The sequence below is a fragment of the Actinomadura sp. genome, from assembly GCF_044508335.1.
GTDB lineage: Bacteria > Actinomycetota > Actinomycetes > Streptosporangiales > Streptosporangiaceae > Spirillospora.
Genome location: NZ_JBIQHY010000004.1, coordinates 127,615 through 136,420, shown reverse-complemented (window position 1 = coordinate 136,420; position 8,806 = coordinate 127,615). Strand labels below are relative to the sequence as shown.

10 protein-coding genes are annotated in these 8,806 nt (G+C 71.6%); 9 read left to right on the top strand and 1 reads right to left on the bottom strand.

What is annotated here, in order from left to right:
• The first annotated feature begins 126 nt into the window (after positions 1 to 126).
• The 5 genes from ACIWVC_RS03255 to ACIWVC_RS03235 all read left to right on the top strand — a co-directional run bounded on the left by ACIWVC_RS03255 (position 127) and on the right by ACIWVC_RS03235 (position 3,885).
• The gene (locus ACIWVC_RS03255) at positions 127 to 624 is read left to right on the top strand and encodes a hemerythrin domain-containing protein (RefSeq protein WP_396445026.1); all 498 of its coding nucleotides are present in this window, start codon (positions 127 to 129) and stop codon (positions 622 to 624) included.
• A complete protein-coding gene (locus ACIWVC_RS03250) occupies positions 617 to 2,029 on the top strand; it encodes a nitronate monooxygenase (RefSeq protein WP_396445027.1) in 1,413 nt (470 codons plus the stop codon). Before ACIWVC_RS03255 ends, ACIWVC_RS03250 begins: the two co-directional genes overlap by 8 nt.
• Positions 2,030 to 2,043: 14 nt before the next feature.
• The gene (locus ACIWVC_RS03245) at positions 2,044 to 3,240 is read left to right on the top strand and encodes a TIGR04053 family radical SAM/SPASM domain-containing protein (protein ID WP_396453776.1); all 1,197 of its coding nucleotides are present in this window, start codon (positions 2,044 to 2,046) and stop codon (positions 3,238 to 3,240) included.
• 91 nt (positions 3,241 to 3,331) lie between these two features.
• Positions 3,332 to 3,685, top strand: a complete 354-nt coding sequence (locus ACIWVC_RS03240; protein WP_396445029.1) for a PRC-barrel domain-containing protein — start codon at positions 3,332 to 3,334, stop codon at positions 3,683 to 3,685.
• Between the two features lie 29 nt (positions 3,686 to 3,714).
• Entirely contained in the window at positions 3,715 to 3,885 is a 171-nt protein-coding gene (locus ACIWVC_RS03235) for a hypothetical protein (protein WP_396445030.1), read from the top strand.
• A 13-nt stretch (positions 3,886 to 3,898) separates the two neighbouring features.
• Here the strand turns inward: ACIWVC_RS03235 and ACIWVC_RS03230 are convergent, their stop codons facing one another.
• Complete coding sequence (locus tag ACIWVC_RS03230; protein WP_396453775.1) at positions 3,899 to 4,318, bottom strand: hypothetical protein; 420 nt, start codon at positions 4,316 to 4,318, stop codon at positions 3,899 to 3,901.
• 138 nt (positions 4,319 to 4,456) lie between these two features.
• Between ACIWVC_RS03230 and ACIWVC_RS03225 the strand changes: the two genes are divergently transcribed.
• From ACIWVC_RS03225 to mmsB, 4 genes are all read left to right on the top strand, one after another.
• Entirely contained in the window at positions 4,457 to 4,654 is a 198-nt protein-coding gene (locus ACIWVC_RS03225; RefSeq protein WP_396445032.1) for a hypothetical protein, read from the top strand.
• 212 nt (positions 4,655 to 4,866) lie between these two features.
• Positions 4,867 to 5,943: a multiple monosaccharide ABC transporter substrate-binding protein gene (gene chvE, locus ACIWVC_RS03220; protein WP_396445163.1), complete on the top strand. Its 1,077-nt coding sequence runs from the start codon at positions 4,867 to 4,869 to the stop codon at positions 5,941 to 5,943.
• Between the two features lie 73 nt (positions 5,944 to 6,016).
• Positions 6,017 to 7,555, top strand: coding sequence for a multiple monosaccharide ABC transporter ATP-binding protein (mmsA, locus tag ACIWVC_RS03215; protein ID WP_396445033.1), 1,539 nt, complete (start codon positions 6,017 to 6,019; stop codon positions 7,553 to 7,555).
• Positions 7,552 to 8,793 carry a multiple monosaccharide ABC transporter permease gene (mmsB, locus tag ACIWVC_RS03210; RefSeq protein WP_396445034.1) on the top strand — a complete coding sequence of 414 codons (1,242 nt, stop codon included), beginning with the start codon at positions 7,552 to 7,554 and terminating at the stop codon, positions 8,791 to 8,793. The genes mmsA and mmsB overlap by 4 nt, the downstream gene beginning before the upstream one ends.
• Positions 8,794 to 8,806 lie beyond the last annotated feature (13 nt).

The following is an 8,806-nucleotide window of genomic DNA, read 5'->3' as shown; positions in this document are numbered from 1 at the left end:
CGGAAGTCCTCGAACGCGTCTGACCCCGCACACAGAGCCCGCACACAGAGCCCGCACACAGAGCCCGCGCACAGAGCCGGCACAAAGACCCCGCACACAGAGATTCCGCACCCAGAGAGGCGAACGATGCCCACACCCGTCCAAGAGTTCACCGACGCGTTCCGTACGGAGCACCGCGGTGTCCGCGACCTCCTGCTCGACCTCGTGGAGGCGTTCCGGGCCCGCGACACCGGGCGCGTCCGCGAGCTGGTCGCGGCGGTAGACGCCGCCACCGGCCCGCACTTCCGCTACGAGGAGGAGTCGATGTACCCGCGGCTCGTCGACATCTTCGGCGACGAGTACGTGGACAAGCTGCTCACCGACCACGACGGCGCGATCCGCAACGTCCGGAGCCTCTACTCGCTCGCCGAGCACGACCGGCTGACGCCCCGGCAGGCCGAGGACGGCATCGAGCTGACCCGGCGGATCCTCCCGCACGTCAGCGACTGCGACGGGCTGTCGATCATGGTGGAGACGCTCCCCGAGGACACGGTGAACGCCATCCTGGCCACCCGGCGCGACGCCCGCGCCGCCGGCCTCGACCTGCTGACGTGGGCGGAGACCGCGCGGGAGCGGGATGTCTGAGCCGGAGCGGCCCCGCATCATCCAGGGCGGCATGGGCGCCGGCGTGTCCGGGTGGCGGCTGGCGAACGCCGTCGCCCGGACGGGCCAGCTCGGCGTGGTCTCGGGGGTGGCGCTGGACGCCCTGCTCGCCCGCGGCCTGCAAGCGGGCGACGAGGGCGGCCACCTGCGCCGCGCCCTCGCGCACCTCCCGCTGCCGGGGGTGAGCGAGCGGATCCTGGAGCGCTACTTCGTCCCCGGCGGGCTCGAGCCGGGGCAGCGGTTCCGGCCGGTGCCGAAGCTCGGCCTGCGGCCGAACCGGACCCGCGACGAGCTGACCGTCGCCGGCAACTTCGCCGAGGTGTGGCTCGCGAAGGAGGGGCACGGCGGCCCGGTCGGGATCAACTACCTGGAGAAGATCCAGCTCGCCACCCCGCCCGCCGCCTACGGGGCGATGCTGGCCGGCGTGGACTACGTCCTGATGGGCGCCGGGATCCCCAGCGAGATCCCGGCGCTGCTGGACGCGCTGGCCGCCGGGTCGCCCGGGCGGGTGACGGTGGCGGTCGCGGGCGCCGCCGAGGGCCGCCCGTTCTCCTTCGACCCGGCGTCGCTGTCCGGGGTCACGACGAAGCGGCCGCAGTTCCTGGCGATCGTGTCGTCGTCCGTCCTCGCCATGTATCTGCACCGGTCCCCGGCCACCCGCCCGGACGGGTTCGTGCTGGAGACGGCCGTCGCGGGCGGGCACAGCGCGCCGCCGCGCGGCCGGCTGCGCCTGGACGAGGGCGGCGAGCCCGTCTACGGGCAGCGGGACCGGATCGACCCGGCCAAGGTCGCCGCGCTCGGCCTGCCGTTCTGGCTGGCGGGCGGCTACGCCCGGCCCGGCACGCTCGCCGAGGCGCGCGCCGCCGGCGCCGAGGGCGTCCAGGCGGGCAGCGTCTTCGCGCTGTGCCGCGAGTCCGGCCTGGAACCCGGCCTGCGCAAGGAGCTCATCGGGCGGGCGCTGGACGGCACGCTCCGGGTCCGCAACGACCCGCGCGCCTCGCCGACCGGGTTCCCGTTCAAGGTCGCCGCGCTGCCGGGCACGCTCTCCGAGCCGGAGGTGTACAACAGGCGGCCCCGGCTGTGCGACCTGAGCTACCTGCGGACCCCCTACCTGAAGGAGAACGGGACGGTCGGCTACCGCTGCCCGGCCGAACCCGTGGACGCCTACGTCCGCAAGGGCGGGGCCATCGAGGACACCGACGGCCGCCGCTGCCTGTGCAACGCCCTCGTCGCGAACATCGGCTACGGCCAGCACCGGCCGGACGGCTACGTCGAGCAGCCCCTGCTCACCCTCGGCCAGGACCTCGGCTTCCTGCCCGACCTCGTCCGCACCGCCGGCGACGACTACTCCGCCGCCGACGCCGTCGACTACCTGCTGCGCACATGAGAGCCGCCGGAACCATGAGACACATCCGCGTGCCCCGCCACGACACCGCCGACCGGCCGTTCATCGTCATCTGGGAGGCGACGCAGGCGTGCCCGCTCGCCTGCCGGCACTGCCGCGCCGAGGCCAGGCCGGACCGGGACCCCGGCGAGCTGAGCACCGCCGAGGCGTTCGGCCTGATGGAGCAGGTCGCCGCGTTCGGCAGCCCGCCGCCGGTGTTCGTCATCACCGGAGGCGACCCGTTCCAGCGGCCCGACCTGACCGCCCTCGTGCGGCACGGCACCCGGATCGGCCTGCCCGTCGCGGTCTCCCCGTCGGGCACGCCGACGCTCACCGAGACCGGCCTCACCGCCCTGCGGGACGCGGGCGCGCGGGCCATCTCGCTGAGCCTGGACGGGTCGGACGCGCGGATCCACGACGACTTCCGGGCGACCCCCGGCGTCTACCGGTGGACGCTCGACGCCTGGCGGGCCGCCCGCGACCTCGGGCTGAAGGTGCAGATCAACACCACCGTCACCGGGCACAACCTGACCGACCTGCCGGAGATCGTGCGGATCGTCCACGAGATGGGCGCGCTCACCTGGAGCGCGTTCCTGCTCGTCCCGACCGGGCGCGGCAGGCTGCTGCCCGCCCTCGACGCGGACCAGGTCGAGGACGTCCTCAACTTCGTCTACGACGCGGGGGCGCACGTCCCCGCCCGGACGACCGAGGCCCACCACTTCCGCCGGATCGTGGTCCAGCGGGACATCCTGCGGCGGCACGGCGCCGACCACGTCGCCGCGCTCGGCCTCGGCCCGCTCTACAAGGAGCTGCGCGAGCGCCTCGCCGAGCTGGACCTGCCGGTGCGGCGCGCCCGGCGCGCGCCCATGGACGTCGGCTCGGCGCGCGGGTTCGTGTTCGTCTCGCACCGGGGCAGCGTCCATCCCAGCGGTTTCCTGCCGACGCCCGCCGGGAACGTCCGCACCGGGCGGCTGACCGACATCTACCGGACGTCGCCGCTGTTCACCGGGCTGCGCGACCCCGACAACCTCAAGGGGAAGTGCGGCGCGTGCGAGTTCCGGACGATCTGCGGCGGCTCCCGCTCGCGCGCGCTGGCCACGTCGGGCGACCCCTTCGCGGCCGAACCCTGGTGCTCCTACGTCCCCGGCTCGTTCCCCTACCAGGAGGAACTCGCCGCCTACGGGGCCGTCGCGCCCCGCGAGCGGCGCGCGTGAGAACGGAATCTCAACGTCCCGGACATATCCGCCGTGAACTGGGTAGACGACTCTTGAGAAGGCTTTCCGACGCAAACGGCTGGACAGTGACATGTTCGAGATCGAGGACATCCGGGACTGGCGCGGCCGGGCGGTGATCGACGAGGCCGGGAGCAAGATCGGTCAGCTGGAGGCCGTCTACGTCGACACCCTCACCGACCAGCCCATCTTCGCGACCGTGAAGACCGGCATGCCGATGCGGCAGCGGCTGGTGTTCGCGCCGCTCGACGGGGCGACGCTGGGGCCGGAGCACCTGCGCGTCGCCCGCCCGAAGAAGCAGATCAAGAACGCGCCCGCCATCGACATGGACGGGGAGCTCCTCGCCGGCGACGAGAGCGCGGTCTTCGCCCACTACGACCTGGCCTACGAGGCCGCGCCGGACGAGCGCCGGCTCGCCCGCCGCTGACGCGGCCGCCCCCTCCGGGAGGGATCACCATGGCCCTGTTCCTGTTCATCCTGCTCGTCGCGGTGGCGCTCGGCATCATCGGCGTCGTCGTGAAGGGCCTGTTCTACCTGCTGATCATCGGCATCGTGCTGTTCCTCATCAGCCTCGTGCTGAGCGGGATCCGGATGGGCCACCGCCGCGGCTCCCGCCCCGCCCGGTAGGCCGGACGGGGCGTCAGACCCGCCGCACGAAGCCGTGCCGGACCAGCAGCTCGGTGAGCTGCCGCCCGGCGGCGGTCAGCTCCCGGCCCACGCCCGCGCAGGCCGCGCAGTCGTCCTCCTCGGGCTCGGCCGGGCGCGCCCGCATGTGGTCCTCGATGGCGCGGTCCACCGCGGCCACGATCGCCGGCTCGGCGGACGCGTCGGGCTGGGTGGGCGCGGGCGCGCCGCCGGAGGGCGGCCCCGGCGCGACCACGCGCAGCTCGTGGGCGCGGCGCGCCGCCTGCGCGACCGCGACCAGCTCGGCCGCCCGCCGGTGCCACGCCAGCCACCGCGGGTTGGGCGTCCGGCCGGTCCCGCCGCACGCCGCGCAGTCGGCCTCCAGCGCCGCCGGCAGCAGCGCCGGCCGGTCACCGCTCCCGCTCGGGTCGCTCACACGGACCACCCCTGCAGCTCGTACGCACGCTGACCTCGCCGGGTTCGGGGAGGCGGGGCTTAACGCCGGCGCCGCCGGGTAGCCCGTAGCGCGACCGCCGGACCCGCCGGCGGGCCAGTCGACAGATCGGGGGCACGGATGACCACGCCCGAGGAGAACGCGCCGAAGACCGACGACACCGATCAGGTGGTCATGGAACCGGGCGGCGCACCGGACCGGGACGCGGGACGCAAGAAGCCCCGCCGGGGTCCCGACACGCGCAACGAGCTCGGCGCCGAACTCGAGGACAAGATGGCGGAGAAGGGGCTCTCCCGGGACGACTTCAGCGAGTCCTGACCGGCGCGGGCCGGCCGCGGGCACGCCTCCACGTCCGCGCCCGGTGCCCGGTGTCCGCGAGGTCACGGTTTTGGCGCGGCCCGCTCTACCCTCTTGACATGGCAGTGTGACCGGTAACAGTGTATCCGGGGACACCGGCACCACCCCCGAGGTGAGACGTGAAGCGTAGGAAGTTCGTCAGCCTGGCGCTGGGCCTCGGCCTCGCGCTCGGCATGACCGCGTGCGGCTCGACGCAGAAGACCGTCGACAAGGAGAAGGCGGAGAAGAAGCCGGCGGCGGGCGCGCTCGTCGGCGTCACGATGCCGACCCGCTCGTCGGAGCGCTGGATCCACGACGGCGACAACCTCAAGAAGCAGCTGGAGCAGCTCGGCTACAAGGTCGACCTCCAGTACGCCGAGAACGACATCCCGACCCAGGCCAACCAGATCGACAACCAGATCACCAAGGGCGCCCGGCTGCTGATCATCGCGTCCATCGACGGCACCGCGCTGACGACGCAGCTGCAGAAGGCGGCCGACAAGGGCGTCCCGGTCATCTCCTACGACCGGCTGATCCGCAACTCCCCGAACGTCGACTACTACGCCACCTTCGACAACTACAAGGTCGGCGTGCAGCAGGCGACGTCCCTCCTCGTCGGCCTCGGGCTGAAGAAGGAGGACGGCTCGGAGGGCTCGGCGAAGGGCCCGTTCAACATCGAGGTGTTCGCGGGCTCGCCCGACGACAACAACGCGACGTTCTTCTACAACGGCGCGATGGACACCCTGAAGCCGTACCTGGACAAGAAGACCCTCGTCGTCAAGAGCGGCCAGACCGACTTCAAGACGATCGCGACGCTGCGCTGGGACCCCGAGCGCGCGCAGAAGCGCATGGAGGACGTCCTCACCCGCTACTACCGCGGCGGGACGAAGGTCCAGGGCGTCCTGTCCCCCTACGACGGCCTGTCGATCGGCATCCTGTCGGCGCTGAAGTCCAACGGCTACGGCACGCCCGGCCAGCCGTACCCGATCGTGACCGGCCAGGACGCCGAGGTCGCGTCGGTCAAGTCGATCATCGCGGGCGAGCAGTACTCGACCATCTACAAGGACACGCGGCAGCTCGCCGCCGTCACGGTGAAGATGGCCGACGCCGTGCTGAAGGGCGAGAAGCCCGAGGTGAACAACACCAAGGACTACGACAACGGCGAGAAGGTCGTCCCGTCCTACCTGCTCAACCCGGTGATCGTGAACAAGGACAACTACAAGAAGGAACTCATCGACACCGGCTACTACACCGAGGCCCAGCTGAAGTAACGCCTCGGGTGGGGCGGTCCGCCGGCTAATCCTCCCCCGGCGGGCCGCCCCGCCCCTCCCCGCGAGGAGCACCATGAGCGACGTGATTCTGCGGATGCGCGGCATCACCAAGACCTTCCCCGCGGTCAAGGCCCTCCAGGACGTGAACCTGGAGGTGCGGCGGGGCGAGATCCACGCGATCTGCGGCGAGAACGGGGCCGGCAAGTCGACCCTGATGAAGGTGCTGTCCGGCGTCTACCCGCACGGCGAGTACAGCGGCGAGATCGAGTTCGAGGGCGAGCCGTGCCGGTTCTCCGGCATCCGCGACAGCGAGCAGCGCGGGATCGTCATCATCCACCAGGAGCTGGCGCTCAGCCCGTACCTGTCGATCGCGGAGAACATCTACCTCGGCAACGAGCGGCGCGGCCGGTTCGGGCTCATCGACTGGAACCGGACCAACGCCGACGCGGCGAAGCTGCTGGAGCGGGTCGGGCTGAAGGAGAACCCGGTGACGCCGGCGATGGAGCTCGGCGTCGGCAAGCAGCAGCTCGTGGAGATCGCCAAGGCGCTGTCGAAGCGGGTGAAGCTGCTCATCCTGGACGAGCCGACCGCCGCGCTGAACGACGCCGACTCCGCGCACCTGCTCGACCTGCTGCGCGGGCTCCGCGACGAGGGCATCACCTGCGTGATCATCTCGCACAAGCTGAACGAGATCCGCGCGATCGCCGACTCCACCACGATCCTGCGCGACGGCCGGACGATCGAGACGCTCGACATGAGCGGCGACGTGTCCGAGGACCGCATCATCTCCGGCATGGTCGGCCGCGACCTGGACCACCGGTTCCCCGACCGCGTCCCCGACATCGGCGACGAGGTGCTGCGCATCGAGGACTGGACCGTCCACTCCTCCACCCAGCACGACCGGATCGTCGTGGACCGCGCCTCGCTCACCCTGCGCCGCGGCGAGATCGTCGGGCTCGCGGGGCTGATGGGCGCGGGCCGCACGGAGCTGGCGATGAGCGTGTTCGGCCGCAGCTACGGCACCGGGATCAGCGGCCGGATCTACAAGGACGGCAAGGAGATCTCGGTCCGCACGGTCACCGACGCGATCCGGCACGGGATCGCCTACGCCACCGAGGACCGCAAGACCTACGGGCTGAACCTCATCGAGGACGTCAAGCGCAACGTCTCCGCCGCCGGGCTGCGCAGCCTCGCGAAGGCCGGCTGGGTGAACGACAACCGCGAGTACGACGTCGCCGAGCGGTTCCGCAGGGAGATGAACATCAAGACGCCGAGCGTCCTGGCCCCGACCGGGCAGCTGAGCGGCGGCAACCAGCAGAAGGTCGTCCTGTCCAAGTGGATCTTCACGGACGCGGACGTGCTGATCCTGGACGAGCCGACCCGCGGCATCGACGTCGGCGCCAAGTACGAGATCTACTCGATCATCAACCGGATGGCCGACCAGGGCCGCGCGGTGCTGGTGATCTCGTCCGAGCTGCCGGAGCTGATCGGGATCTGCGACCGCCTCTACGCGATGGCGGAGGGCCGCATCACCGGCGAGGTGAGCCGCGCGGACGCGACGCCGGAGCGCCTCATGCAGTACATGACCCAGACCGAGGAGACCAGAGCATGAGCAGCGTCGTGTCGGCCGACAAGGCCGTGTCACCGCCGCCTGCCGAGCGGCCGAAGCCGGGCCGGACCCTGCCGGTCAACCTGCGGCAGAGCGGGATCTACATCGCGTTCGCGCTGATCGTGGCGCTGTTCGCGGCGCTCACCGGCGGGCAGCTGCTGTCGCCGCAGAACATCTCCAACATCATCGTCCAGAACTCCTACATCCTGATCCTGTCCATCGGGATGATCATGATCATCATCGGCGGGCACATCGACCTGTCGGTGGGGTCGGTGGTGGCGGTGACGGGCGCCATCGCGGCCGTGCTGATGGTCGAGCACGACGTGCCGTGGCCGCTCGCGGTGCTGCTGACGATCCTCGCGGGCGCCGCGATCGGGGCGTGGCAGGGCTACTGGATCGCCTACTTCGAGATCCCGGCGTTCATCGTGACGCTGGCCGGGATGCTGGTGTTCCGGGCGCTGACGCTGACCGTCCTCGGCAACCAGGGCATCGGCCCGTTCCCCGACGAGGTGCGGACGATCGCCAACGGCTTCCTGTCCGGCTACCTCGGCAACATCGGGCTCGGGCCGCTCGGCGGCGCCGACCTGTTCACGCTGCTGGTCGCGCTGGCGCTGGTCGGCGGCTACGTCGGGCTCGGCTGGCGGAACCGGCAGGGGCGCATCCGCTACGGCCAGAAGGTCGAGCCCCTCACCCTGTTCGCGCTGAAGTACGGCCTCGGCGTCGTGGTCGTCATGTTCATGGCCGTGCAGCTCGCCCGGTTCAAGAACATGCCGTGGGTGCTCGTCCTGCTGGGCGTGCTCGTGCTCGGCTCCACGCTGGTCATGAACCGGGCCGTGTTCGGCCGGCACGTCTACGCCCTCGGCGGCAACCCCCTCGCGGCGCGGCTGTCCGGCATCAAGGTGAAGTCGGTGTCGTTCTGGCTGTTCGTCAACATGGGCGTGCTGTCGGCCATCGCCGGGATCGTGTTCGCCGGGCGGCTCAACCAGGCCGGCCCGACCGCCGGGAACATGTTCGAGCTGGACGCGATCGCGGCGGCGTTCATCGGCGGCGCGGCCGTGCAGGGCGGCGTCGGCAAGGTGGTCGGCGCGATCACCGGCGGCCTCATCATGGGCGTGATCAACAACGGCATGTCGCTGCTCGGCGCGCCGAGCGAGCGGGTCATGCTGATCAAGGGACTGGTCCTGCTGGCGGCCGTCGCGTTCGACATCTGGGCCAAGCGACGCGCCGGGACGTCCCGCTGACCGGGCGGCCCGG

Excerpts from the sequence above, each read along its gene's own strand:
- ACIWVC_RS03255 (WP_396445026.1), top strand. The coding sequence starts at position 127 with ATGCCCACACCCGTCCAAGAGTTCACCGACGCGTTCCGTACGGAGCAC.
- ACIWVC_RS03250 (WP_396445027.1), top strand. The coding sequence starts at position 617 with ATGTCTGAGCCGGAGCGGCCCCGCATCATCCAGGGCGGCATGGGCGCC.
- ACIWVC_RS03245 (WP_396453776.1), top strand. The coding sequence starts at position 2,044 with ATGAGACACATCCGCGTGCCCCGCCACGACACCGCCGACCGGCCGTTC.
- ACIWVC_RS03240 (WP_396445029.1), top strand. The coding sequence starts at position 3,332 with ATGTTCGAGATCGAGGACATCCGGGACTGGCGCGGCCGGGCGGTGATC.
- ACIWVC_RS03235 (WP_396445030.1), top strand. The coding sequence starts at position 3,715 with ATGGCCCTGTTCCTGTTCATCCTGCTCGTCGCGGTGGCGCTCGGCATC.
- ACIWVC_RS03225 (WP_396445032.1), top strand. The coding sequence starts at position 4,457 with ATGACCACGCCCGAGGAGAACGCGCCGAAGACCGACGACACCGATCAG.
- chvE (WP_396445163.1), top strand. The coding sequence starts at position 4,867 with ATGACCGCGTGCGGCTCGACGCAGAAGACCGTCGACAAGGAGAAGGCG.
- mmsA (WP_396445033.1), top strand. The coding sequence starts at position 6,017 with ATGAGCGACGTGATTCTGCGGATGCGCGGCATCACCAAGACCTTCCCC.
- mmsB (WP_396445034.1), top strand. The coding sequence starts at position 7,552 with ATGAGCAGCGTCGTGTCGGCCGACAAGGCCGTGTCACCGCCGCCTGCC.